This is a genomic window from Coprococcus sp. RTP21204st1_G4_RTP21204_210225, assembly GCF_040915385.1.
Taxonomy (GTDB): Bacteria; Bacillota; Clostridia; order Lachnospirales; family Lachnospiraceae; genus Allocoprococcus; species Allocoprococcus comes.
This window is the reverse complement of record NZ_JBCPDP010000002.1, coordinates 23,795-46,779: the sequence shown is the minus strand read 5'-3', so window position 1 is coordinate 46,779 and position 22,985 is coordinate 23,795. Positions and strand designations below refer to the sequence as shown.

Annotated in this window: 26 protein-coding genes; 7 read left to right on the top strand and 19 right to left on the bottom strand. The window is 43.9% G+C overall.

What is annotated here, in order from left to right; all coding sequences use genetic code 11:
- The first annotated feature begins 21 nt into the window (after nt 1-21).
- The 3 genes from AB5213_RS01920 to AB5213_RS01910 all read left to right on the top strand — a co-directional run bounded on the left by AB5213_RS01920 (nt 22) and on the right by AB5213_RS01910 (nt 2,206).
- Nucleotides 22-927, top strand: a complete 906-nt coding sequence (locus tag AB5213_RS01920; protein ID WP_368276262.1) for a pyridoxamine kinase — start codon at nt 22-24, stop codon at nt 925-927.
- Between the two features lie 38 nt (nt 928-965).
- A complete protein-coding gene (locus AB5213_RS01915) occupies nt 966-1,529 on the top strand; it encodes a TIGR04002 family protein (protein ID WP_055297516.1) in 564 nt (187 codons plus the stop codon).
- Nucleotides 1,530-1,606: 77 nt separating this feature from the next.
- Entirely contained in the window at nt 1,607-2,206 is a 600-nt protein-coding gene (locus AB5213_RS01910) for a TIGR04100 family radical SAM protein (protein ID WP_055247848.1), read from the top strand.
- Nucleotides 2,207-3,031: 825 nt separating this feature from the next.
- Here the strand turns inward: AB5213_RS01910 and AB5213_RS01905 are convergent.
- The 7 genes from AB5213_RS01905 to AB5213_RS01875 form a co-directional block, all read right to left on the bottom strand.
- Nucleotides 3,032-3,541, bottom strand: a complete 510-nt coding sequence (locus tag AB5213_RS01905; RefSeq protein ID WP_215633569.1) for a small multi-drug export protein — start codon at nt 3,539-3,541, stop codon at nt 3,032-3,034.
- A 101-nt stretch (nt 3,542-3,642) separates the two neighbouring features.
- Complete coding sequence (hisC, locus tag AB5213_RS01900) at nt 3,643-4,701, bottom strand: histidinol-phosphate transaminase (protein ID WP_173699211.1); 1,059 nt, start codon at nt 4,699-4,701, stop codon at nt 3,643-3,645.
- Nucleotides 4,702-4,741: 40 nt separating this feature from the next.
- Entirely contained in the window at nt 4,742-5,935 is a 1,194-nt protein-coding gene (locus AB5213_RS01895) for a pyridoxal phosphate-dependent aminotransferase (protein WP_008369542.1), read from the bottom strand.
- Nucleotides 5,925-6,863, bottom strand: coding sequence for a DUF2156 domain-containing protein (locus AB5213_RS01890; protein WP_215633568.1), 939 nt, complete (start codon nt 6,861-6,863; stop codon nt 5,925-5,927). Before AB5213_RS01890 ends, AB5213_RS01895 begins: the two co-directional genes overlap by 11 nt.
- A 447-nt stretch (nt 6,864-7,310) precedes the next feature.
- Nucleotides 7,311-7,871, bottom strand: a complete 561-nt coding sequence (locus AB5213_RS01885; RefSeq protein WP_173699207.1) for a class I SAM-dependent methyltransferase — start codon at nt 7,869-7,871, stop codon at nt 7,311-7,313.
- A gap of 93 nt (nt 7,872-7,964) precedes the next feature.
- Nucleotides 7,965-8,090 carry a hypothetical protein gene (locus tag AB5213_RS01880; protein ID WP_368276261.1) on the bottom strand — a complete coding sequence of 42 codons (126 nt, stop codon included), beginning with the start codon at nt 8,088-8,090 and terminating at the stop codon, nt 7,965-7,967.
- Nucleotides 8,091-8,093: 3 nt separating this feature from the next.
- Nucleotides 8,094-8,483, bottom strand: coding sequence for a hypothetical protein (locus AB5213_RS01875; RefSeq protein WP_368276260.1), 390 nt, complete (start codon nt 8,481-8,483; stop codon nt 8,094-8,096).
- Nucleotides 8,484-8,662: 179 nt separating this feature from the next.
- Between AB5213_RS01875 and AB5213_RS01870 the strand changes: the two genes are divergently transcribed.
- Complete coding sequence (locus tag AB5213_RS01870) at nt 8,663-9,538, top strand: YitT family protein (RefSeq protein ID WP_008369547.1); 876 nt, start codon at nt 8,663-8,665, stop codon at nt 9,536-9,538.
- On the opposite strand, the gene AB5213_RS01865 is transcribed toward AB5213_RS01870, so the two are convergent.
- The 7 genes from AB5213_RS01865 to rho form a co-directional block, all read right to left on the bottom strand.
- Nucleotides 9,507-10,400 (bottom strand): LysR family transcriptional regulator, encoded by an 894-nt coding sequence (locus AB5213_RS01865; protein ID WP_008369548.1) that lies wholly within the window; start codon nt 10,398-10,400, stop codon nt 9,507-9,509. The two genes, AB5213_RS01870 and AB5213_RS01865, sit on opposite strands and share 32 nt — an antisense overlap.
- Nucleotides 10,401-10,488: 88 nt before the next feature.
- The gene (locus AB5213_RS01860) at nt 10,489-10,653 is read right to left on the bottom strand and encodes a hypothetical protein (RefSeq protein ID WP_156337641.1); all 165 of its coding nucleotides are present in this window, start codon (nt 10,651-10,653) and stop codon (nt 10,489-10,491) included.
- A gap of 43 nt (nt 10,654-10,696) precedes the next feature.
- On the bottom strand, nt 10,697-11,773 hold the full coding sequence (prfA, locus tag AB5213_RS01855; RefSeq protein ID WP_008369550.1) for a peptide chain release factor 1: 1,077 nt from the start codon (nt 11,771-11,773) through the stop codon (nt 10,697-10,699).
- Between the two features lie 14 nt (nt 11,774-11,787).
- Nucleotides 11,788-12,645 (bottom strand): peptide chain release factor N(5)-glutamine methyltransferase, encoded by an 858-nt coding sequence (gene prmC / locus AB5213_RS01850; RefSeq protein WP_195479329.1) that lies wholly within the window; start codon nt 12,643-12,645, stop codon nt 11,788-11,790.
- Nucleotides 12,646-12,650: 5 nt separating this feature from the next.
- The gene (locus AB5213_RS01845) at nt 12,651-13,586 is read right to left on the bottom strand and encodes a DUF1385 domain-containing protein (RefSeq protein ID WP_008369553.1); all 936 of its coding nucleotides are present in this window, start codon (nt 13,584-13,586) and stop codon (nt 12,651-12,653) included.
- Nucleotides 13,587-13,666: 80 nt separating this feature from the next.
- Nucleotides 13,667-13,867 carry a 50S ribosomal protein L31 gene (gene rpmE / locus AB5213_RS01840; protein WP_008369554.1) on the bottom strand — a complete coding sequence of 67 codons (201 nt, stop codon included), beginning with the start codon at nt 13,865-13,867 and terminating at the stop codon, nt 13,667-13,669.
- Between the two features lie 108 nt (nt 13,868-13,975).
- Entirely contained in the window at nt 13,976-15,301 is a 1,326-nt protein-coding gene (gene rho / locus AB5213_RS01835; protein WP_008369555.1) for a transcription termination factor Rho, read from the bottom strand.
- Between the two features lie 223 nt (nt 15,302-15,524).
- Between rho and AB5213_RS01830 the strand changes: the two genes are divergently transcribed.
- Genes AB5213_RS01830 through AB5213_RS01820 form a run of 3 tightly spaced genes read left to right on the top strand, consistent with a single transcriptional unit; the run spans nt 15,525 to nt 18,204 of the window.
- Entirely contained in the window at nt 15,525-16,673 is a 1,149-nt protein-coding gene (locus AB5213_RS01830; RefSeq protein ID WP_022220405.1) for an NADP-dependent malic enzyme, read from the top strand.
- A gap of 4 nt (nt 16,674-16,677) precedes the next feature.
- A complete protein-coding gene (locus tag AB5213_RS01825; RefSeq protein WP_252198664.1) occupies nt 16,678-17,679 on the top strand; it encodes a TIGR01212 family radical SAM protein in 1,002 nt (333 codons plus the stop codon).
- Nucleotides 17,680-17,691: 12 nt separating this feature from the next.
- On the top strand, nt 17,692-18,204 hold the full coding sequence (locus AB5213_RS01820; RefSeq protein WP_117558920.1) for a DUF4364 family protein: 513 nt from the start codon (nt 17,692-17,694) through the stop codon (nt 18,202-18,204).
- Nucleotides 18,205-18,568: 364 nt separating this feature from the next.
- Here the strand turns inward: AB5213_RS01820 and AB5213_RS01815 are convergent, their stop codons facing one another.
- The 5 genes from AB5213_RS01815 to AB5213_RS01795 all read right to left on the bottom strand — a co-directional run bounded on the left by AB5213_RS01815 (nt 18,569) and on the right by AB5213_RS01795 (nt 22,973).
- Nucleotides 18,569-19,420, bottom strand: a complete 852-nt coding sequence (locus tag AB5213_RS01815) for a sensor histidine kinase (protein WP_195510045.1) — start codon at nt 19,418-19,420, stop codon at nt 18,569-18,571.
- Nucleotides 19,413-20,135 (bottom strand): LytTR family DNA-binding domain-containing protein, encoded by a 723-nt coding sequence (locus tag AB5213_RS01810; RefSeq protein WP_055247832.1) that lies wholly within the window; start codon nt 20,133-20,135, stop codon nt 19,413-19,415. Before AB5213_RS01810 ends, AB5213_RS01815 begins: the two co-directional genes overlap by 8 nt.
- 33 nt (nt 20,136-20,168) lie before the next feature.
- Nucleotides 20,169-21,095 carry an SPFH domain-containing protein gene (locus tag AB5213_RS01805; RefSeq protein WP_173687122.1) on the bottom strand — a complete coding sequence of 309 codons (927 nt, stop codon included), beginning with the start codon at nt 21,093-21,095 and terminating at the stop codon, nt 20,169-20,171.
- Between the two features lie 3 nt (nt 21,096-21,098).
- Entirely contained in the window at nt 21,099-21,557 is a 459-nt protein-coding gene (locus AB5213_RS01800) for an NfeD family protein (RefSeq protein ID WP_173687123.1), read from the bottom strand.
- 96 nt (nt 21,558-21,653) lie between these two features.
- Nucleotides 21,654-22,973: a replication-associated recombination protein A gene (locus tag AB5213_RS01795; RefSeq protein ID WP_044998602.1), complete on the bottom strand. Its 1,320-nt coding sequence runs from the start codon at nt 22,971-22,973 to the stop codon at nt 21,654-21,656.
- Between the last annotated feature and the right edge of the window lie 12 nt (nt 22,974-22,985).

Sequence of the window (22,985 nt, the reverse complement as noted above, 5' to 3'; positions counted from 1 at the left end):
TCTATATAAAACACATAAGAAATGCAAGAATTTTTCACTTTGTATTTCGGAAAGGATACTTCAATGATAAAACGAGTCGCTGTTATCAATGATCTGTCCGGTCTTGGTAAATGCTCTCTGACAGCTGCGATACCGGTTCTTTCCGTCATGGGTGTGCAGGCCTGTCCTCTGCCAACGGCAGTTTTAACCAATCAGACCGGCTACGACAGCTATTACTGTACGGACTTTACCGACAAGATCGATCATTACACAGAAGAATGGCAAAAACGTGGTCTTACCCTGGATGCGATCAGTACCGGATATCTCGGCAGCGCAGATCAGGCGGAAAAAATCCTGAATTTCTGTGAGAAGTTCAGAACCCCTTCCACTCTGCTCTTTGTCGATCCGGTCATGGGAGATTCCGGTGTCAAATATGACATTTTCACTCCCAGACTCCAACAGCAGATGCAGAAGCTTGTATCCCATGCCGATGTGATCACGCCAAATCTTACCGAGCTGTGTCTTTTAACACACTCTGATTTTGCAGGGCTTACCAAGTATAAGGACGAACCGGATTATCTGGACCGGATTGCCCGGATTGCCGCTCCTTTGAAAGAAACGAAAGAAACGCAGATCCAGACGATCATCGTCACCGGTATTCTTTATCAGGCTCCTTCTGATGATACCGTAAAATATTACAATCTGGTTCTCGAGAACGACCAGATAAGCGTCATTTCCTCTGGAATTCACGGAGGAAGCTATTCTGGCACCGGTGACCTGCTCTCCGCTGTCGTATGTGCCTCGATGGTACAGGGAAAAAGTGCAGCTGCAGGCGTGGAAAAAGCATGCCGGTTTATCGAAAGATCTCTGATTGACACCGTTGCCGACCAGATTCCGCGCAATGATGGAATCAATTTTGAATCCCATCTTTCTATGCTGCTTGACTGACATTTACAAAATAAATAAAACCCAGGGAGGTAACTATCATGTCATCTACAACCATTAACAATCCGGAACCATCTGCAAATGCACTTTCTCATCAGAAAGTCTCCAGACTGACTTCAACAGCTCTTTTTGCAGCACTGATCTGTGTGACAACTGCTTATATTTTCCATATTCCATTTGGTGTAAATGGCGGATATGTACACATCGGAGATTCTCTGATCTATCTTGCCGCTGCATTCCTCCCAACACCATATGCCATGTTTGCTGGTGCAATCGGTGGTGCCATGGCAGATATCCTGACTGCCCCGGTATATGCACCTGCAACCTTCATCATCAAGATGCTGATCTCCCTTCCGATCACATGTAAAAAGGACAAGATCGTGAATGTACACAACTGTGTCGGCGTTATTGTTGCCGCTGTAATTTCCTTTATTGGATATTATATCACAGATGTAATCCTGTTCGGAACCTGGGGTGCACTGATTCCTTCGATTGTAGGAACCCTTGCCCAGTCAGGCGGAAGTGCTGTGATCTTTATCATTCTTGGTTCCACTCTTGACAAAGCCGGTTTCAAAAGTACAATGAAAAACAAATTTGGAATTTAGCCAAATATTTAATTATACGCAAATGACAGGTGGTTCTTGAATATCCGCCTGACTTTCAAAGAGGAGATTTTATTATAATGTCAGATATTATTTACACATTTAAAAACAATGCATATTTTAACATCACCAACCGCTGCACTTGCAAATGTATTTTCTGCATCCGTAACGAGCATGAAGCCATCGGAGAGGCAACAGAACTTTGGCACGACCACAATCCTTCTTTCGAAGAGATCAAGGCAGCTATTGATGCTTTTGATTTTACAAATTATCCGGAAGCCGTCTTCTGCGGCTACGGGGAACCGACCTGTGCCTACGATAATCTGATTGCTGCTGCAAAATACATGAAAGAAAAACATCCGGAAGTTCTCCTTCGCGTCAATACCAACGGACTTGGCGAACTCTTCAATAAAAAGCCGATCGCAGAAGAAATGGCAAAATATATCGATGCCGTATCGATCAGCCTGAATGCGCCAACTGCCGAACGTTACCAGGAAGTTACACAGCCTTGTTTTGAAAATGCGTTCCCAGATATGCTTGCATTTGCCGAGAAAGCGAAGAAACTGTTCTCATCTGTGCAGTTCAGTGTGGTAAGCATCATTTCACAGGAAGAAATCGATGCGTCCCAGAAACTCGCAGACGAGATGGGGATTCCGTTGAAAGTTCGAATTTATTCGTAAGTTCATTCTCTTTTCTACTATAATTAACAAAGGGACGGCTGCCATACTTTGCGCTGTGCTGGCAGAAGGACCAAAAGAAACCGGACTAATTCCATTATGCAAACCATTCCGATGAGCCTCTTAAGGCGAAAATCGTGTTCAGCAAAGGCTTCCACGATTTTTGAGTCTCATCTCCATTGCATAATAAGTGAATTAATCCGGTTTCTTTTGGTCCTTCTGCCCTTCTAGTGTATTCCCGTCAGCCTGATTTTTGAATGCTTGCAGCAAAGCGAATGAACAGGAACTTATTCATTCCGATTGTTATTCTCCCTTTCAACTCTGGTTCGATGTTTAACGAAAATAATACATGTTTTCCAATAAATGCCCGATAGTCAAATGTTTTCAATTAAACAACAGACTCCTCATCCCTTCTCAAAGTTTTCTCCTGCTTCGTTCTGAATTGCTGTTATCTTACCAATATCACCACATTTTATTCGATAAAGTTCAAAGAGCGCCAGCCACAAAAGGAATCGTTCGGATTCTATTTTGCGCTATGGAGATGAGACTCAGGAAGCATGGAAGCCTTTGCTGAACATGCTTCCCGTCCTAAGAGGCTCATCGGAATGGTTAGCGCAACTTGAATCCGAACGATTCCTTTTGTGGCTGGCGCTCACTCAACCTCTATCATTCAAATCGAGCAGGCTGACTCCTGCTCGATGATGTACATTCGCCAAATACAGATCCTTGTGCAAGCACAAATCTGCACTTGGATCATCGTATACACAAAATGACCATATGCTCTCACATACAGTCATTCTATATTTCTCAAGGAAAACTTTCACATTTTTATCCAAAGATTCCTCCGATCACAACGTAAGACAGGATATACATGATCACCGATGCCATGCATACGCCGACTACGATTGCTCCGAAAGCTTTTTTCCAGTCGATGCCAAGGAGGGATGCGACAAGAGCTCCGGTCCAGGCTCCGGTTCCCGGAAGCGGGATTCCTACGAAGAGTACCAGCCCCCAGAATTCATATCTGCTGATCCGATCACTTTTGCTCATCGCTTTTTTCTCCAGCTTTTCTACAAGCGGACGGAAAAGGCGCGTCTTGCGCAGCCATGCAAAAAGCGGACGGATCAGAAGCAGGATAAACGGAATTGGGATCAGGTTTCCCACCAGACAGATCGGGATTGCACGCCAGGTCGGGATATTTAAAAACGCCGGACCTGCCGCAAGGATTCCTCCCCTGAGCTCCAGAATCGGAATCATTGAAATAATAAAGATAATCAGTTCTTTGGCAGCCTTGCCACCCAGATGAGTTACAAACCACTGTACTAAAGTTTCAGTCATACAAATCTCCTATTTTTTACTTATTAAATCGGTGTTCGACGTGTCAATACGCATAAATTGCTTATTTGTGTAAGCACAAACGCAATTTATGTTTTTAACACTTACATCATATATTCACGGAGGAAGGCAAAGAGTGCTTCCATCTCTTCTCTCGTACCGATCGTCACACGCAGATATTGCTCAATCCGCTCGCTTCCCCAGAAACGCACATAGATTCCTTTTGCTTTCATTGCTTCAAAGAGTTCTTTTGCATCGTATTCCGGATGTGATACAAAGATGAAGTTTGCGCTTGGTTTTGGGAATACAAAGCCGAGCTTTTTGAATTCTTCTTCTGCCCAGTCTCTTGTCTCCACAATTTTACGTGTTGTCTCAGCAAAATATTCTTTATCTTTTACCGCTTCTGCTCCGTATACCAAAGAAGTTTTGTTCATAGTATAAGAATTGAACGAATATTTTGCATCGTTTAAATACTTGATCAGGAGCGGACTTGCGATTGCATATCCAATACGCATTCCAGCCATCGATCTTGCCTTTGAAAATGTCTGCGTAATGATCAGGTTGTCATATTTGTCCAGAAGCGAAAGTGCTGACTCTCCTGCGAAATCAATATATGCCTCATCCACAATCACAATAACATCCTGGTTGTGTCTGATGATATCTTCCACAAATTCCAGATCTTCATAAATGGATGTCGGTGCATTTGGATTCGGGAAGATCACACCACCATTTTCCGGATAATAATCTTCTTTTATGATATGGAAGTTTTCATCTACCTTCTTGCATTCGTATGGAATCCGGTAAAGATCCGCCCATACTTTGTAGAAGGAATATGTAATATCCGGAAAGAAAACCGGTTTTTCCGAGTTAAAGAAGGTAAGGAAACACATAGAGAGAACATCGTCAGATCCCACTCCCACAAAAACCTGATCTTTTCCAACATGATAAAAGTCCGCCAGTGCACTGACCAGTGCATCAGATGTCGGATCCGGATACAGCCTTAAACTGTCCACATGACCCTCCAGCTTTTTCATTGCCGCAAGAACTCCCGGTGCAGGTGGGTACGGATTCTCATTGGTATTCAGTTTGATCACTTTTTTCTGTGGCTGTTCACCCGGAACATAAGGTTCTACTTTTCGGATATTTTTCTCAAATTCTCTCATCTTGCTTTCTCACCTTTCTGTCACATCTTTTGCTTTTGTCTTATCCTAGCTGATATTCTTTTGCAAGCTCTTTGAATTTCGGCAGTGCATTTACGATTGTCTCATAAGCTACACAATATGCAATTCTGACATATCCTGCACATCCAAAAGAACTTCCCGGTACCAGAAGCAGATTATATTTTTTTGCTTCCTGGCAAAATGTCTTTTCATCCTTGATCGGAGTCTTCATGAACAGGTAAAATGCACCCTGCGGTTTGACACATTCAAATCCACATTCTATGAGTCCCTGGTAAAGAGTCTCCCTGTTTCTGTTATAGTATGAAATATCGGTTTTCTCATGCAGACATCTTGCAACTACCTTCTGCTGCAGGGTTGGCGCATTGACAAATCCAAGAATACGGTTTGCAACATTTGCTGCTGCAATGAGTGTCTCTGAATCTTTTACATCATCCGGAATCACCAGATATCCGATTCGCTCTCCCGGCAGGGAAAGAGATTTACTATAAGAATATCCTACGATCGTATTGGCATAATACCTGGTCAGATACGGTACATCCACACCATCATAAGCAAGCTCACGGTATGGCTCATCAGAGATAAGATAAATCTCTGTTCCGTATTCGTTCTGCTTCTTCTCCATGATCTCTGCCATTTTCCTGATCGTCTCTTCGGAATAGACAACACCGGTCGGATTATTCGGTGTATTAACGATCACTGCTTTTGTCTTCGGTGTGATCTTTGCCTCAAATTCATCCAGCTTTGGCTGAAAATCTACGGTATTCGGTGAGATTTCAACCAGAACACCGTCAAAATTATTGACATAACTTCTGTACTCTCCAAAGTACGGTGCAAATGTGATCACTTCATCTCCCGGATTTAACAGTGCTTTTAAAATAACATTTAGTCCGCCTGCTGCGCCAACTGTCATCGTAATATTTTTTGCTGCAAATGCAGTACCAAACCGCTCATTCAGAGATTCAGCTACAGCCTGGCGAACATCTTCATATCCCGCATTGCTGTTAGTATATCCATGAAGCACCAGTTCATCTTCTTCATCCAAAATATCAAGAATCGCCTGCTTTACGGCTTTCGGTGCCGGTACATTTGGATTACCGAGACTGAAATCAAATACATTTTCCGGTCCGTAAATTTTTGCAAGACGATTTCCCTCTTCAAACATGGCGCGGATTGCCGAGCTGTTTGCCACCATATTTTCCATCTTCTTAGATATCATCTTTTGCACACTCCTTTTCGCTGTCTTCTTTTAATGTCACAACACCTTTTTCTACCATAAATACCGGTTTGTAGGAAAGCTTGGCCTTTCTTAATCCTTCTTCTCCAACATCATCTTCCCGGTTGGTATATTTGTATTTTCCAGCAACTTCATGCTCTACGAACTGCTGGTTGATCATGGTATACGCACCTTCAATATCCGCATAAGCTTTTTCGATATGAACCACAAAGGTATCATCATTTACCGCTTCTCCAATCGTAAATGCAACAATCTCATCACCAACTCTGAGCAGACCTCCGATCAGGTTCAGTTCTTTGTAAAGGCGCAGTGAATTGAGTGTTACACACATCTCGGAATTCTTCTCTTCATCATCTTCACAGCCATTCAGATTCCGCCATTTCAGTGCCATCTGAAAACACTCTTCCAGATTATCCTCTGTAATCGTTTCGTAACTCCAGTTATCTCCGTGAAGTGCTTTAAATTTATTGACGTGATTCCGCTTGCCGTGCAGCTTTTTGCCGGAAAGTGTTGCAAGTTTCTCACTTTCATAGACATAATCCGCCTCATCTCTGTGATAGGTGATGTCGAATTTGCCTGGAAACCATGTTTCAAGCTTGGCGAAATTCTCTTTTGTCACCCCATACAGACAGAATGGAACGCCTTTTTCTTTCTCCCACTTCATGATATCTTCAATCGCTGCTTTTACATCTTCATCTTCACCTGCCGGAAATGCATAGCCGTAACCTGCACTGTTGTCCCGGAACAGGAGAACGTTATTATATTGTGCAAATTCTACTTCGTAAAACCTTGCCCACAGATATACATTTGCAAAAGTACGGTCGCAGCTTCTGCTTGGGTACTTTTTGAAATAAAAATCAATAAGATCCCGGTCTGTCAGTTCTGGTCTTTTAAATTTTGCTTCTGCCATAAAAAATCCTTCCATATTCCGCTTTTTTGCGGTACTGTCTGTTAGTATACCACATTTTGAGTGGATTTTTGCGGTTTTCTTGTATTTTTTTGTGTTACTTGTAAAGTTAGTGAGCCAAGACTGCAAAATAGAACGTTCCAATTCCACTCGGCAAACCATTCCGATAAGCCTCTGAAAGCGAAAATTGTGTCAGCAATGGCTTCCACAATTTTTGAGTCTTATCTTCATTGCCTCGAATGGAATTGGAACGTTCTATTTTGCAGTCTTGGCAGATCTACTTTACTGGTTATGACTGTTGCCCCAGTACGAGGTTTTTTGCCAAACAGGAAACCGCAAAAACGGCTTTATTTGTTCGTTTGTTCCGGTATGATTTTCTTCGACAGACATAAAAAACGCAAAACGGCTTTGTTGATCCAGTTGCTCCACTACTGTTTTCTGAAATAAAAACTATTTCAGTCTATAGATGAATACAGGAAGTGGAGGATCATTTTTACGGTTAAAATAGGAATTTACGATTACGAGCCATTTTTTGGAATCTAATGTTTTGAGATAATTCAAAATGGCTTCTTTTTCTTCGTAGCCGGTGTCGCCGCCGCTGTAGATGCAGAGGTTTATGATGCCACCTTTTTTGAGCAGGTTAAGGGCTGACTCGATGGCGGTGAGGCTGGTGGCTGCGCGGGTTGCGATTTTGTGGTCGCCGCCGGGGAGGTAGCCGAAATTGAAAATAATGACCTTGGCTTCTTCTTTTACATAGGTCTGCATTTTTTCGTGACCGTCCTGGATCAGCTTGGCTCTTGCCGACAGGTTCGCTTTTTCGAGGCGTTCTCTGGTGTGAGCAATCGCCATCTCTTGTACATCAAAAGCATAGACATTTCCGGTCTCTCCGACTTTCTGGCACAAAAACTCCGTGTCACCGCCGTTTCCGGCGGTGGCATCAATGCAGATATCCCCTTCTTCTATATACTCTTCTAAAATGTGATGGCAATATTCTGTGATCTGAAAATTCATGTCCTAAACCTCCTGCTTATGTTCGGAAAGTGCGCATTGCCTCGATGATCTGTGCGATCAGAGCTTCCTTCTTTTGTTATCATTTTCTGTCACTTATCTGTCTTTTCCATAAAAATTAAGCATTTCCCGTACTTCTTTTTCGTTATCGAATGGGTTCCTGATAATCTTATACTCTTTATCTTCCCATGGGATGGTGATCTTACCATTTTTTACCGTCATCTGCTAGATGGCTGTCCGTGGCAGCTGTACGAGTTCATTGCCATCCTTGTCATAGAATGCCATACCATTGTCCCAGTAAATGATCACACGCATCATTTTCATTCCATAGCTGCGCGTAACCAGGCACACCATTGCGATCACAAGGAACCAGATACTGTAAGTCAGCCCGCCGGCAATCCCGCTTCCTATTGCGCACAGAATGCAGAAAACTGCAAATGGAAGCATCAGATATTTAACGGTCATGCCGCTGTAATACCCGGATACCAGACAATGAAAACTGCCCTTCCATTCATTTCCAAATTTCGCAGCTTCCTGCTGTGTCTTATTCTGGATCACCTGATTCACCGCCTGCATGATGGCATTCCGAACCAGACGCTGTACAATATGTCCCATCTTTTGTACCTCCTCATGTTCTCTCATTTATGTCAATTTTAGCATATCCTGTTACTTTTTCAACCACGCAGCGTTATATATGATATAAGTTCTTCTTATATCACTATTCATAGAATGTATTTCCCATTTTCTCCCATTTCTCCTAAATTAGAAGTATCGACTTATGGAGGTACTGACCAATGAAACTTACTACAAAAAGAAAAGAACAGATTTCTTCTGTTCTCATCATCTGCCTGGGAAATATACTCAACGCTTTTTCAGCCAGAGTCTTTCTTCTTCCGGCTGACCTTGTTGCCGGTGGCACGACCGGAATCGGGCTGATCCTGCAGCGCATAACCGGGATCCCTCTTTCCTCTCTGGTGCTCGCTTTCAACATTATCATGCTGGTGCTTGCCTATATTTTCCTCGGGAAAAAATATACATTATCTGCAATTTTAAGCTCTTTTATGTATCCGATCGCACTGGAATTCTTCAATCAGATCCTTGGAGATTATGTTCTGACAGACAATCTGATCCTATGCACACTCTTTGCTGGCATCGGAATCGGAATCTCCCTTGGAATGATCATCCGTACCGGTGCTTCTACCGGTGGCGTAGACGTTCCGCCACTGATCTTAAATAAATATTTCCGTTTTCCTGTTTCAGCCGGATTGTACATCATTGACTTCTTTGTCATCCTGGGGCAGGCACTTTATCAGCCAGTTGACAAGGTACTATATGCGATTTTGTATGTGATCATTTACACCCTTGTCATGAACAAGCTGATCGTCAGCGGAACTTCAAGGATTGCTGTTCAGATCATCAGCAAACATTCAGATGAAATCCGTAATTTTGTACTTACCCAGATTGACCGCGGTGCAACCATCATTCCAGTTCAAGGTGGCTATCTGAACCAGCAGCTGAATATGGTACTCACCGTCATCTCCAACCGTGAACTCGTCCAACTTGAAAAAAATGTTCATCAGATCGATCCGGAAAGCTTTATCATCGTTTCCCAGGTACAGGAAGTCCAGGGACGCGGATTTAATCTGGACAAACACTGGAAACCAGAGTAGTCAGATACCTCTGAAATTCCCGGATTTCCGGCTCTTTTTTCTTTGATTTCAAGCAGGCAAAATAAAGACTGTCCTGCCTGGCTGGAACCAGTGGCACCGCCGTAACCCCATAGTATTCTGCAAAGGACTTTGGTCCGATCGCGATTCCGCTTCCGCTTTTCACCATCTTCATCACCGTATCGATGCTGTCTGAGCGGATGACTCTCTTCCATGTGATATTCTGTTCACCATATGTCTTTCTGAGGAGACGGTCTTCCACCGAATGCTCTAGTCCTGTGAGCATAGTATATTCCCTGCAATCCATGATTGAAGCATTTTTCTTCTGCGTGAGCGGATGATCCGGTGCCATCAGTATACACTGCTTCTCACGGATCAGTTCTTTTGCAAAACAGACACATTTCTCCATGCCGATTTCATTTTCCGGCATCCGGTCCAGTGCCATATCAAGGGAACCGTCCTTGATCGCCGCATATGCATCCAGCCCAGCCTCCGTATAAAATGTCACCTCGAGCTCCGGATGCCTTTCAAAATATCTGGCAATCTTCGGAAACAGTCTGTTGGAATAGACTCTGGCACCAAGTCCGATTTTTAATTTTTTATGTTCTGTTCCCGAAATCACTTCTTCTTTAAAACGATTCCAGTCTTTTAGCATTTCTTGCGCTTTTTGGTAAAAAACATTCCCTTTTTCGGTAAGTTCCAGTCCTTTGCTTGTCCTGTGAAATACGCGGTATCCCAGTTCCTTTTCCAGATTCCGGATCTGCTGGGACAGAGCGGGCTGCGAGACGAAAAGGTACTCTGCTGCACGGGAAATGCTTTTGCAATTTGCGATTTCTACAATGTAAGTTAATTGTTGTATGTTCATTCAACGCCTCTGTTTTGTTTTTCGGTATATAAAAATCCCCCATACGGGACATTTCTGTTTTCTTGACCTGTATGAGGGTATCCTATTACTATTTTTTAGCAGGAGTGCGTCCTGCAAGCCATCCTCTGACGGTTTCAATATTTGCTTTTATTATCCGATCAATATGGGCGATCGGGCATGTTCTTGAAATCCATCTGCACTTCGTTGTCAATAACTGTGAGTTCTTCATCATCCATAATAATTCGAAGAACATACTCACAGGCTTTCCTGTCTTTATACACTTTTGCCTGTTTCTATTATACTGCCTCATTCATCGATGCCAGCTTTGCTGCCTGGTCTGCTGCGATCAGGCTGTCAATGACTTCATCCAGATCTCCGTTCATAATGCTGTCCAGCTTATGAAGCGTAAGCTTGATTCTGTGATCGGTCACACGTCCCTGTGGGAAGTTGTAAGTACGGATCTTCTCAGAACGGTCTCCTGTACCGATCTGGCTTCTTCTTGCCTCAGCCTCTGCAGAATGCTGCTTCTCCAGTTCCAGTTCATATAATTTGGAACGCAGAAGACGAAATGCCTTTTCCTTGTTCTGCAGCTGTGATTTTTCAGTCTGGCTGTAGATCACGATTCCTGTCGGATAATGAGTCAGTCGTACAGCAGAGTCTGTGGTATTGACACACTGGCCACCGTTACCAGATGCACGCATAACATCGATACGGATATCTTTTTCATCGATCACAACGTCAACTTCTTCTGCTTCCGGCATCACTGCTACGGTAATGGTTGAAGTATGGATACGTCCGCCGCTTTCTGTCTCTGGCACACGCTGTACACGATGTACACCACTTTCATACTTCATACGGGAATATGCTCCCTGTCCTGTGATCATAAATACAACTTCCTTGAATCCGCCGATTCCGTTTTCATTGAGGGAGATCATCTCTGTCTTCCAGCGTCTGCTGTCTGCATAATGTACATACATACGGTAGATCTCAGCCGCAAAAAGGGCAGCTTCATCTCCACCTGCACCTGCACGGATCTCCACGATAACGTTCTTGTCATCGTTCGGGTCTTTTGGAAGAAGAAGAATCTTGAGCTCCTGTTCCAGCTCTTCGACTCTCTTCTTAGACTCACTGAGTTCTTCTTTTGCCAGCTCTTTCATCTCTTCATCGGATTCTTCCTCCAGAAGAGAAAGACTGTCTTCAATGTTCTGTTTACAATTTTTATATTCTTTATATGCCTCAACAATCGGGGTCAGATCATTCTGTTCTTTCATCAGCTTGCGGAAACGTGACTGGTCATTCACCACGTCCGGTTCCTGAAGCTCACCCATAATCTCCTCATAACGAATGAGCAGATCTTCTAATTTATCAAACATTTCTTTTCCTCCTGTTATTTGCTACGCCTATTGTACACGCCACATACCACACGGTCAAGACCTGCCAGATCCTTTTGCGTTGAAACCTGTTCAAATCCAGTCTCTTTCAGCAATTTTTCCACATCTGCACTCTGGTCATATCCAATCTCCATCACAAGCCAGCCGCCGTCTGTCAGATATTCCGGAACCTTTTCTGCCAGGATCCGGTAAAAATAAAGACCGTCCTCTTTTCCGTCCAATGCCTCATACGGGTCATGAAGACGTACCTCTGCTTCCAGCTCTTCGATCACTTTTGTCGGGATATAAGGTGGATTCGATGTGATCATGTCAAATGTTCCTGTAATATTTTCAAACATATCAGTCTGGATCCACTTACCGCTCACTCCCAGCTTTTTGGCATTTTTTTCAGCCACTTTCAGAGCTTCTTCTGAAATATCTGCACCTTCTATGACAATCTGCGGATTTCTCAGTTTCAGGCTGATTGGGATACAGCCTGAACCGGTACACATATCCAGCACTTTTACCGGATTTTCCTTTTTCATAAGAAGCAGTCTTTTTTCTGCTTCCTCTACAAGAATCTCAGTATCCTGTCTTGGCACAAGTACATGTTCATTGACTGCAAATTCATATCCCATAAATTCCTGAACCCCGGTCAGATGCTGCACCGGAATCCGGGTTTTTCTGCAGCTTACCAGCTCAAAGAACCGGTCTTCTTCATTTTTCGGCATTCTTTCAAAACCATCCACATAATATCTGGTCCTTGTCATGCCGGTCACATGCTCCAGCAGGATCCAGGAATCACTTTCCGGCTCCGGAATCCCCGCCGCTTTCAATTCACCTGTGGCTTTCTGATATGCTTCCTGATAGGTCACAGCTTTTACTCCTCTTCCTTATATCCGAAATTCTCTCTCAAATACGCTTTCCAGTCAAACACCGCTTCTACAGCCGCAATCCCGACCTCGATCATCTCATCGTCCGGTTCCTTTGTCGTAAGCCCCTGCAGCCAAAGTCCCGGCTTACTTAAGATACACACGACCGGATTCTCACTGCTTCCTGCCCATTTGATCAACTCATAAGAAATACCAGCAATCACCGGAAGAAGTGCAATTCTCACAATCACTCTCATCAGCGGAGATTCTACCCTTACAAAAAATAAGAGAACGATTCCCACGATCATGACAAACAGCATGAAGCTGGTTCCACATCTTTTGTGTTCTTTAGAGCTCTTTCTAACATTTTCAACAGTCAGTGGAAGTCCATGTTCAATACAGTTGATACACTTATGCTCCGCGCCATGATAGCGATACAAACGCTTAATATCGTTCATTACCGAAATTCCGCCCACATAGGCAACAAAAATCGCAATGCGGATGATTCCCTCAATGATAATCCGAACTGTATAGGAAGAAATCCATTTCTTCAGCAGATCTGACAAAAAATACGGAAGTACCATAAAAATACCGATTGCAAGTGCAAAAGATACAACCATCGTCAGCGTCATCAAAAGCTTTTCCGTACGCTCCTGCTTCTTTTCTTCGACTTCGGTCATCTCTTTTTCTTCCTCTTCCTCATAGAAGCTTGCTGACCAGGTCAAAGTCTTCATCCCCAGCACCAGAGAATCAACAAAATTAAAGATTCCTCTGACAAAAGGTAGCTTCGTAAGTGCCGTATATTTTCCAACTACACTTTTATATGTATCTGTTGTAACTTCTATCTCTCCGTCAGGCTTTCTCACCGCAACCGCATAACGGTCTTTATTCTTCATCATCACGCCTTCGATGACAGCCTGACCACCAATATTCGAAGATTTCATATTCTGTTATGTCCTTTTTAATTCATCGTATACACAAAATAGGCTGAGATTTCACAATCCCAGCCTGTTGAATTCTCTTATTACTGAATTCCGTATTTCTTGTTAAACTTGTCAACACGACCTCTGGCCTGAGTTGCTTTCTGCTGTCCTGTGTAGAACGGATGACATTTAGAGCAGATTTCTACGTGGATTTCTTTGCTTGTAGAACCTGTTACGAATGTATTCCCACAGTTGCAAGTTACAGTTGCCTGATAGTAATCTGGATGGATTCCTTCTTTCATGATTTTCACCTCTTCTTGTTTTATTCGTTTTACGCGCTTTCACGCGGCTAATATCTTTAAACAGCTATGTTAGCATAACATAGTTTTTTTCTAAATGCAAGTAATTTTCTAAATAAACTTTGTTTTTTTGACCATTTGGACAAATTCTACGTTATTTTTCGTGCGGTCAAACATATTCAGAATGCTGTCTACCGCTTCATCTGACTTCATTCCGTTTAATGCACGGCGCATAATATCCACTGCTTCCTGCTCCTCTTTCGTAAGAAGCAGATCCTCTCTTCTTGTTCCGGATTTCGGGATATCGATTGCAGGAAAGATTCTCTTTTCAGAAAGCTTCCGGTCAAGCACCAGTTCCATATTACCGGTTCCCTTAAATTCTTCGTAAATGACATCATCCATCTTACTTCCGGTATCTACAAGTGCGGTTGCGAGGATAGTAAGGCTTCCGCCCTCACGCATATTTCTCGCTGCGCCAAAGAAACGTTTCGGCATATGAAGTGCTGCCGGATCAAGACCACCGGACAGGGTTCGTCCGCTCGGTGGAACAACCAGGTTGTATGCTCTTGCCAGACGGGTAATGCTGTCCAAAAGGATCACAACGTCCTTTTTGTGCTCAACCAGACGTTTTGCACGCTCGATCACCATCTCTGACACACGTTTATGATGCTCCGGAAGCTCATCAAAGGTCGAATAAATAACTTCCACATTATCCCCTTCAATGGCTTCTTTGATGTCGGTTACTTCTTCCGGACGTTCATCGATCAGAAGGATCAGAAGATGGATCTCCGGATTATTCTTCCTCATAGAAAGCGCCACCTGCTTCAACAGGGTTGTCTTACCTGCTTTCGGCGGTGATACGATCATGCCTCGCTGTCCCTTACCAATTGGAGAGATCAGATCCATAACACGCATTGCAGTGCTGCTCTTTCCCGCTTCCAGTCTGAGACGTTCATTTGGGAAAATCGGTGTCATATTTTCAAAGTTCATTCTGCGTCCTGCTTCTGCCGGAGACATTCCATTGATCTTGGTCAGATACAGAAGCGCACTGAATTTTTCAGACTGTGTCTTTACTCTTGTATTTCCTGTCAGGATATCCCCTGTCTTCAGGCTGAATCTGCGGATCTGCGATGGTGATACATATACATCTTCCTCGCCCGGCAGATAGTTCTGGGAACGGATAAATCCGTATCCATCCATGACTTCCAGAATTCCATTCACCGTACGTCCACTGTCGAGCTGTTCAATATCTGCGGTTCCGGCTTTTTCGGATTTTACTTCCTCCTTCGCCTCTTTTATTGAAACTTTGTCATCTTCTTCCAGCATAAGATCGATCAGATCTGCTTTTTTCATCGTTGAAATTCCGCGAAGTCCGCGCGTTTTTGCCACCTCTTTTAATGTAGAAAGAGGCAGGGACTCATATTTTTCTCTCGTCATATGTTCTATATTCCTCCTTTATTCCAATTACTTTTCTTATCCAAAAAAATATTAAACTTTTAACATTGGGAAATCTTGTCTGAACTGACTAATCTGCTTTTGATAAACCCAAGTATACAACATTTTGCACAAAATGGAAAGAAGTTTTTTGATTTGCTTTCATATCAGAAGAATGTTATCATAAAAGAGCAGCAAAACTGTAATCAAAGGAGGACGTATGAAAATGTCAGCAATTGAGCAAGCACTTGAAATGCATGAAAAATGGAATGGAAAAATTGAAACTACTGCAAAGTCACACGTAAACTCTCGTGAAGACCTCGCAATCGCATATACACCAGGCGTTGCCGAGCCATGCAAAGTCATTGCAAAGGACCCGGATGCAGCCTACAAATACACGATGAAAGCCAACACAATCGCTGTAGTATCCGACGGTAGTGCCGTTCTCGGACTTGGTAACATCGGAGCCAAAGCCGCCATGCCTGTTATGGAAGGAAAAGCAGTTCTTTTCAAAGAATTCGGCGGAGTCAACGCAGTTCCGATCTGCCTGGACACTCAGGATACAGAAGAGATTATTAAGACAGTTGTCAATATTGCACCTGCTTTCGGCGGAATCAACCTGGAAGATATCTCTGCCCCACGCTGTTTTGAGATTGAGAGCCGTTTAAAAGAACTTCTTGATATCCCTGTATTCCACGATGACCAGCACGGAACCGCCATCGTCGTTCTGGCAGGCATCATCAACGCCCTGAAAGTAACCGGCAAGAAAAAAGAAGACTGTAAAATTGTTGTAAATGGTGCTGGAAGTGCCGGAGTTGCAATCACAAAGCTTCTTCTCACCTACGGTTTCCCGAAGATCACCATGTGTGATATCAATGGAATCATCTCAGCTGATTCACCGAATCTGAACTGGATGCAGAAAGAGATGACCAAAGTGACCAATCTCGACCATGAGACCGGTACACTTGCTGATGCACTCAAGGGTGCTGATATTTTCGTCGGTGTATCTGCCCCGAACATTGTTTCCCAGGAAATGGTTGCTTCTATGAATAAGGATGCGATCCTTTTCGCAATGGCAAACCCGGTACCGGAGATCATGCCGGATCTTGCAAAAGCTGCAGGCGCAAAAGTTGTCGGAACCGGACGTTCTGACTTCCCAAACCAAGTCAACAACGTTGTCGCTTTCCCTGGTATCTTTAAAGGTGCATTAGAGGGACGTGCACCACAGATCACCGAAGAGATGAAGCTTGCCACAGCAAAAGCAATCGCTGGACTTGTTCCGGATGAAGAGCTGAACGAGGACAATATTCTTCCGGAAGCTTTTGACCCTCGCGTATCACAGGTCGTAAGTGAAGCTGTCAAAGCTCTGATTTAATCTTATGAATACAAGAACCTATGATAGCAATCGCCCGCAGGAAATATCCTGCGGGCTTACTTACAAAAAAGGAACTCCTCAGCGCTGGGGAGAACGGCGCTACTATGCACTGGACTACTATCTGAAACAGAATTTCGGTGAAAAACTGTACAAGATTTCTTTAAACGGAGGCTGCTCCTGTCCGAACCGGGACGGAACCTGCGGCACACGCGGTTGTATCTTCTGTAGCGAAGGCGGATCCGGCGATTTTGCCGCTTCTTCTTCTCTTTCCGTTGCCGACCAGCTTACCTATGGAAAAGATCTTGTACGCCCCAAATACAATGGACACAGCTATATCGCCTATTTTCAGGCATATACCAATACCTATGCACCAGCCTGTCATCTGCGCCGGATCTTTACCGAAGCGATTTCTGATCCAGAAGTACGCATTTTATCTATCGCAACGCGTCCGGATTGCCTTTCACCTGAAATCCTTACACTGCTTGCCGAACTAAATGCCATTAAACCGGTCTGGGTAGAGCTTGGACTTCAGACGATCCACGAACGCACTGCCAACTGGATGCGCCGTGGTTATCCACTTTCCGTCTTTGAGCAGGCGGTCCATTCCCTTCACGCGATTGGGGTACAGATCATCACCCACGTAATTTTATTTCTTCCGGGAGAATCTGAAGCAGATATGCTCGCAACCATCCATTATCTGAACGCTCTTCCGATTGACGGAATCAAGCTGCATCTTCTCCACGTTCTGAAGCATACCGATCTGGCAGATTTTTACAGGCAGGAACCTTTTTATATTCCAGATATGAACTCTTATTTTCATCTGCTCGGAAAATGTATCGCTTCGCTCCGTCCGGATATTGTCATTCACCGTCTGACCGGTGACGGACCAAAATCTCTTCTTATCGCACCGCTCTGGACCGGCAATAAACGGTTAGTACTCAATCAGATGCAGCGCTATTTAAAAGAGCAGAATCTCTGGCAGGGAAAAGAATATACTACATTTTAAGGAGGCAGCCCTATGGCAGAAGCATTTACACTTTATAAACTCATCATTCTATACATGCTGGACAAAGTTGATTTTCCTCTGACCAACTCCCAGATTTCTGAATTTGTCCTGGACAAAGGATATACCGATTATTTCAAACTCCAGCAGGCTCTTTCTGAACTTGCGGACGGTGGTCTCATCCTGAAAGAATCCACTCACAACCGCACTCTTTTCCATCTGACGGAAGATGGGAAAGGGACGATTCATCTTTTCCAGGATAAAATCTCAAAGCCAATCCAGGATGATATTGACCACTTTTTACAGACAAAACAGTATGATCTGAAAAATGAAGTTTCCGTAAAGGCGGATTATATGAAAAATGCAGGAGAGGAATATTCCGTGCGCTGTCAGGTCTTTGAAAATCACGAACCCCTGATCGATCTGACCCTTTCTGTACCGACTGAAAAAGAAGCGGCGGCAATTGCACTCAACTGGCAGAAAAAAAATCAAGTCGTCTATGCGTGGCTGATGTCTCAGTTATTGTAATGGATGTGAATGATACGGTTCGCAAATTAAGGCTGTGATTGGGCAATGATACACTTGAATCTCACGACATGAAAACTCTACGTTGTTCTTTGGACAGATCTCAACTATGTTCTTGAAAGCTTGCAAGCCTCATGTCTGCTCAAAAAGAGCTGAATCCCGGGCGCGGACAGAAAACAAATGGATAAGGATTCCATGTTTGTGCTATGGAGATGAGACACAAAAATTGTGGAAGCCCTTGCTGACACAATTTTCGCCTTAAGTGGCTCATCGGAATGGTCAGCACAAAGGAATCTGCTCCATTTGTTTTCTGTCCGTGTCCGACCACAACCTACAAAAAAGCAGACCGTCCCATATTCCGATCTGCCTAAATAACCACCACAAAACTGATGATTTTCCTTTCTTCTATTTTCTCCATTCCCACCGTAATTTCTCCGTGGTAACGATTCACAAGCATCTTTGCATTATAAAGTCCCAGTCCATGCTTTTTTCCATCTTCTTTCGTAGAAAATCCTTTTTCAAAGAAATGACTGATCTCGCCAAGTCCTATATTTTCGACCTGATTCTTTATCGTGAAGATAAGCTTATCATTCTGGGAATCAATTTCGATCAGTACCTGATTTTTTTCTTCGGTACAGGCTTCGTATGCATTGTCGATCAGGGTTCCAACAATCTCGATCAGGTGGTGTTCAGAAATGCCGGAAACGATTTCTTTGTTCCACACGCGGATATCGGTCCGGACATATTCCGGCGCACGGACAATTTTACTGTAGATAAATCCTGCCAGGATTTTATCGCTGATCTTCAGAAGGGGGAGATACTTCCTGCTGTCATCTTCTCTGGCAATTTCCGTAATATATTCAGACTGCTTTGCTACCAGTTCTTCATAATTGTCGATGGTCAGATGCATATTCAGGATTGCATTCAGATGATTGTCAAATTCATGCTGTTTGGCACGGATTTCTTTGACCAGTTCTTCCAGCGGAATCAGATAGTTCTGATAAAGCCGCAGTTCATTTTCCTTCTGGCGTATCAGTACATAATTACTTCTCCAGTCCACAATTCCCCAGATCACAACAATCACCATCAGAACAAACATGATAAACACCCTGTAATCAAAGGTACCGCTGATCAGGAAATCCACGATCAGATAGACTGATACCATAAGTGCCATTACGCAGAAAATACGATATAGAAATTTGCGTACCCAATCAGCCATTTAACAGTCCTCCTATCACCGATTTGTAAGTCACACCGATTTCTACCGTATCCGGACAATTTTTGATCCGGATGATCCGGTTGACGGTATCGTAATATTCAACTTCATTTTTATTGACCGCATACATCCGATGGCACTGCGCAAACATCCCTTTTGGCATCTTAAGCAGCATCTGTCTGAGAGTCACATAAGGGACATCCCAGTTCTCTGTCACAAGATGCAGTCTTGTTCCTCTCGGTATCGCTTCCAGATAACGGATATCCTCGCATTTCAGCTGATAATTAATCCCGTCTTTTTTCACAACGATCACCGGTGGTTTCTCCCTGCTCTCTTTTTCCAGCACCTTCTGAACAACCTCTTCCACCTGCTCCCTGTGAAATGGCTTCATAATGTACTGATAACAGTGCAGCTCCCGGTAAGCCTGCATTTCCATATTGCCAATGGCAGTCACCATCACGATCGGGGTAAAAGTATATTCAAACCTCTCCCGTATCTCTCTTGCGAACAAAATCCCACCGATATCCTCCCGGTCCTCGCCGCTTAGATTTACATCCAAAAGGAAAAGACCATACCGGATTTCCTGATCCAGCAGGTCTTTTGCTTCTTTCAGGGAAGATGCCTTGTGGACACGGATATCATCTGAATATGTGGTAAGAATCTCTGACAATGCCTGCAGCGAAGTCAGTTCATCTTCCAGGATCAATACATCCGTCATCTATTTGTCACCTTTCCTCTCTCTTTTTTTAATCTAATCTTCCTTGATCACTTCTTTAGCGCTCTTTACAAGCCCCGCAAGTGACTGCAGTTCTGACGGAATGATGATTTTCGTTGCCTTGCCGTCTGCAGCCTTTTCAAATGCCTCCAGACTCTTGATCGTAAGCACTGCCTGGTCTGCACCCGCTTCACGGATGAAACGGATACCGTCTGCATTTGCCTGCTGTACTTTAAGGATGGCTTCCGCTTCACCTTCAGCCTCTTTGATCCTCTTTTCTTTTTCTGCTTCTGCCTGGAGGATCGCTGCCTGTTTTTCAGCTTCCGCTTTCAGGATCACAGATTCTTTTTCACCTTCTGCAACAAGGACAGTAGATTTCTTTTCACCTTCTGCACGGAGAATAGCTTCACGTCTTTCACGTTCTGCTTTCATCTGTTTCTCCATTGCATCCTGGATCGCTGCCGGTGGAATGATATTTTTCAGTTCCACACGATTGACTTTGATTCCCCATGGATCCGTTGCCACATCAAGAGATGCTCGCATCTTCGTATTGATCGTCTCTCTTGATGTTAGTGTCTGGTCAAGTTCCAGATCACCAATGATGTTACGAAGGGTGGTCGCTGTCAGATTCTCGATTGCCATGATTGGGTTCGCTACTCCGTAGCAGAACATCTTCGGATCTGTAATCTGGTAGAATACAACGGTATCGATCCGCATGGTTACATTATCCTTTGTGATAACCGGCTGCGGTGCAAAATCAACTACCTGCTCTTTTAAGTCTACTCTTCTTGCCACACGTTCAATGATCGGCAGTTTAAAATGAAGTCCTACACTCCATGTTGCCTGATATGCACCAAGACGTTCGATAACCAGTGCCTTTGCCTGTGGCACGATTTTAATGCAGGAAATCAGAAACAGTAATGCGATCACAATAATAATTACTAAAATAATAAGTCCCGTCATCTTTTAGTCCTCCTCATATTTTTTTACAATTAACTTTACTCCGGATATATTAACCACCTTCGCCAGTGTTCCGGGGTCCAGGATCACGTTATCCTGTTCGGATCTTACCGTCCACTCTGTACCATTTACTACCGCCATACCAGTCTGCCCTATGTTATCTACTTTCTGGCTGATCCGGATCGTCTTTCCGATGATTCCTTCATAGTTCGTCTTCAGACGGCGGGTGTTAATAAAACGCATTGCAAATGGTCTGGTAAATACAAGCAGTAAAATTGTCACAATAAAAAATGCAACCACCTGTCCGGCAAACGGTACATCCAGAATATTCAGGATCAGTGCCGCCAGCGCACCTCCTGCTCCCCAGATCGTTGTAAGTCCCACCGTTACGATCTCGATCACCAGAAGTACTACCAGAAGAACCAGCCATGCAACAGTTATATAGCTGTCCTGAACTGCTCCCATATTCTTCACTCCTTTCTGCTTACAGATATGGTAGCAGAGTGTCTGTGTCAAATCAATCCCTTCTGCGTGAATGCAGTGATTTCCTGTGCGAATAGGTTACGCTTCATCCTTAATCCGCTTCATATGCGCTTTGATCGTTTGTTCGTAGCCGTTATCGCTCGCTTCATAGAATACGGCATCTTTGATCTCATCCGGCAGATACTGCTGTTTTACATAATGATTCGGATAATCATGCGCGTATTTGTAACCAATTCCATGCCCCAGCTTTGCAGAACCTCTATAATGTGCATCCTGCAAATGCACCGGAACAGTCGTTTTATATTTTTTCACATTGTCCATCGCAGCAAAGACAGCATTACATGCTGAATTACTCTTCGGCGCTGTTGCCACATAAAGAACTGCCTGTGATAAAATGATCTGTGCCTCCGGCATTCCGATTCGCTCCACTGCCTGTGCTGCACTGACTGCAACATTCAGTGCCATCGGATCCGCATTTCCCACATCTTCCGATGCACAGATCATAATCCTGCGGGCAATAAACTTAATGTCTTCTCCGGCATACAGCATCTTTGCCAGATAATATACGGCTGCATCCGGATCAGAACCGCGCATACTTTTAATAAATGCGGATATGGTATCATAATGATTATCTCCTGTCTTATCATATCGCACAACCCGCTTCTGTATACATTCGGATGCAACCTCCAGCGTGATATGGATCATTCCATCCTCACTTCTTGGTGTGGTGAGGATACCCAGTTCCACCGCATTAAGCGCAGATCTGGCATCTCCACCGGCAAGGTCTGCCAGGAAATGCAGGGCATCCTCCTCGATCACCGCATGATAGCTTCCCATTCCTTTTTTTTCATCCTGCACCGCTCTCAGAATCAGGGTCTCTACTTCTTCCTGTGAAAGCGGACGGAGTTCAAATACACTGGATCTGGAAAGAAGCGCACCGTTCACCTCAAAGTAAGGATTTTCTGTCGTCGCACCGATCAGAATGATCGTGCCGTCCTCCACAAACGGGAGCAGATAATCCTGCTGTCCTTTATTAAACCGGTGAATCTCATCGATGAAAAGGATTGTCCTTTTCTGGTACATCCCTTTCAGTTCTTTCGCCTTATTCACCACTTCTTCCATATCCTTCTTCCCGGCAACCGTAGCATTGATCTGGGTAAATTCTGCACTTGTAGTATTGGCGATCACCTTTGCAAGCGTAGTCTTTCCGGTTCCCGGAGGTCCGTAAAAAATAACAGAACTCAGTTTATCCGCCTTGATCGCACGGTATAAAAGCTTGTCCTTTCCGATAATGTGCTGCTGTCCAACCACTTCATCCAGAGTCGTCGGACGCAGTCTGGAAGCAAGGGGCGATTCTTTCTCCTTTGTCGTCTCCCGCATATAATCAAATAAATCCATCAAAACCTCTCC

What these genes read in the sequence shown, in the direction of transcription:
- AB5213_RS01875 (WP_368276260.1), bottom strand. Translation starts at nt 8,483, where the DNA reads ATGGGACATATTGTACAGCGTCTGGTTCGGAATGCCATCATGCAGGCG.
- AB5213_RS01845 (WP_008369553.1), bottom strand. Translation starts at nt 13,586, where the DNA reads ATGAAATCTTCGAATATTGGTGGTCAGGCTGTCATCGAAGGCGTGATG.
- AB5213_RS01815 (WP_195510045.1), bottom strand. Translation starts at nt 19,420, where the DNA reads ATGGCTGATTGGGTACGCAAATTTCTATATCGTATTTTCTGCGTAATG.
- AB5213_RS01905 (WP_215633569.1), bottom strand. Translation starts at nt 3,541, where the DNA reads ATGACTGAAACTTTAGTACAGTGGTTTGTAACTCATCTGGGTGGCAAG.
- AB5213_RS01820 (WP_117558920.1), top strand. Translation starts at nt 17,692, where the DNA reads ATGGCAGAAGCATTTACACTTTATAAACTCATCATTCTATACATGCTG.
- AB5213_RS01870 (WP_008369547.1), top strand. Translation starts at nt 8,663, where the DNA reads ATGAAACTTACTACAAAAAGAAAAGAACAGATTTCTTCTGTTCTCATC.
- AB5213_RS01865 (WP_008369548.1), bottom strand. Translation starts at nt 10,400, where the DNA reads ATGAACATACAACAATTAACTTACATTGTAGAAATCGCAAATTGCAAA.
- AB5213_RS01805 (WP_173687122.1), bottom strand. Translation starts at nt 21,095, where the DNA reads ATGACGGGACTTATTATTTTAGTAATTATTATTGTGATCGCATTACTG.
- AB5213_RS01810 (WP_055247832.1), bottom strand. Translation starts at nt 20,135, where the DNA reads ATGACGGATGTATTGATCCTGGAAGATGAACTGACTTCGCTGCAGGCA.
- rho (WP_008369555.1), bottom strand. Translation starts at nt 15,301, where the DNA reads ATGACGAGAGAAAAATATGAGTCCCTGCCTCTTTCTACATTAAAAGAG.
- rpmE (WP_008369554.1), bottom strand. Translation starts at nt 13,867, where the DNA reads ATGAAAGAAGGAATCCATCCAGATTACTATCAGGCAACTGTAACTTGC.
- AB5213_RS01910 (WP_055247848.1), top strand. Translation starts at nt 1,607, where the DNA reads ATGTCAGATATTATTTACACATTTAAAAACAATGCATATTTTAACATC.
- AB5213_RS01915 (WP_055297516.1), top strand. Translation starts at nt 966, where the DNA reads ATGTCATCTACAACCATTAACAATCCGGAACCATCTGCAAATGCACTT.
- AB5213_RS01885 (WP_173699207.1), bottom strand. Translation starts at nt 7,871, where the DNA reads ATGAATTTTCAGATCACAGAATATTGCCATCACATTTTAGAAGAGTAT.
- AB5213_RS01895 (WP_008369542.1), bottom strand. Translation starts at nt 5,935, where the DNA reads ATGATATCTAAGAAGATGGAAAATATGGTGGCAAACAGCTCGGCAATC.
- AB5213_RS01825 (WP_252198664.1), top strand. Translation starts at nt 16,678, where the DNA reads ATGAATACAAGAACCTATGATAGCAATCGCCCGCAGGAAATATCCTGC.
- AB5213_RS01860 (WP_156337641.1), bottom strand. Translation starts at nt 10,653, where the DNA reads ATGTTCTTCGAATTATTATGGATGATGAAGAACTCACAGTTATTGACA.
- AB5213_RS01795 (WP_044998602.1), bottom strand. Translation starts at nt 22,973, where the DNA reads ATGGATTTATTTGATTATATGCGGGAGACGACAAAGGAGAAAGAATCG.
- AB5213_RS01920 (WP_368276262.1), top strand. Translation starts at nt 22, where the DNA reads ATGCAAGAATTTTTCACTTTGTATTTCGGAAAGGATACTTCAATGATA.
- AB5213_RS01880 (WP_368276261.1), bottom strand. Translation starts at nt 8,090, where the DNA reads ATGACGGTAAAAAATGGTAAGATCACCATCCCATGGGAAGATAAAGAG.
- AB5213_RS01830 (WP_022220405.1), top strand. Translation starts at nt 15,525, where the DNA reads ATGTCAGCAATTGAGCAAGCACTTGAAATGCATGAAAAATGGAATGGA.
- AB5213_RS01890 (WP_215633568.1), bottom strand. Translation starts at nt 6,863, where the DNA reads ATGGCAGAAGCAAAATTTAAAAGACCAGAACTGACAGACCGGGATCTT.
- AB5213_RS01800 (WP_173687123.1), bottom strand. Translation starts at nt 21,557, where the DNA reads ATGGGAGCAGTTCAGGACAGCTATATAACTGTTGCATGGCTGGTTCTT.
- hisC (WP_173699211.1), bottom strand. Translation starts at nt 4,701, where the DNA reads ATGAGAGAATTTGAGAAAAATATCCGAAAAGTAGAACCTTATGTTCCG.
- prfA (WP_008369550.1), bottom strand. Translation starts at nt 11,773, where the DNA reads ATGTTTGATAAATTAGAAGATCTGCTCATTCGTTATGAGGAGATTATG.